Source organism: Loktanella sp. DJP18 (assembly GCF_049310965.1).
Classification (GTDB): domain Bacteria; phylum Pseudomonadota; class Alphaproteobacteria; order Rhodobacterales; family Rhodobacteraceae; genus Loktanella.
Genome location: NZ_JBMERN010000421.1, coordinates 1 through 519 on the forward strand (window position 1 = coordinate 1; position 519 = coordinate 519).

Annotated in this window: 1 protein-coding gene; it reads left to right on the forward strand. The window is 59.0% G+C overall.

Going from position 1 to position 519, the window contains the following annotated elements; genetic code table 11:
* Nucleotides 1–154: 154 nt before the first annotated feature.
* A complete protein-coding gene (locus ACOI1H_RS26250; protein ID WP_422441303.1) occupies nt 155–340 on the forward strand; it encodes a Flp family type IVb pilin in 186 nt (61 codons plus the stop codon).
* The last annotated feature ends 179 nt before the right edge of the window (nt 341–519 follow it).

Genomic DNA, 519 nt, shown 5'->3' on the forward strand with positions numbered 1-519 from the left:
CCTACCAAAAATGGCGCGAAACTGGCCCAATTTCAGACGCAATCAATCGGCAAATATAGCCCATCCAAGACGGGGAGCGGCCAACAAGAGGCCGGCCAGCACTGATCCGGCGAGGGATGCAACACACTAGCGATACCCTGAGGAGGGAATATACATGCTGAACTTCATCAAGAACTTCCGTGCCGACGAAGACGGTGCCGTGACGGTCGACTGGGTCGTCCTGACCGCTGCCATCGTGGCCCTGGGCCTGGTCGTCGGTTCCAAGGTGAACACGGCTGCCGTCGCCAAGACCACCCAGATCACGGAAGATATCGCCAGCACCACACCGGTCGTGCGGTAAGTCACCACCTCCATCGGACGAGGAAGGGTCGCGCCAGGTCACTGGCGCGACCCTTTGCGTTGGTCCGATCCCGAAAGCACCGCAGCCGCGCCCAAACTTCGCCGCATTGGACCGCTAACCGTGGCCCTGCATTTCAAGTGAGGGCTTATGATCACCGCATATTTCAAGACTTTTGCCAA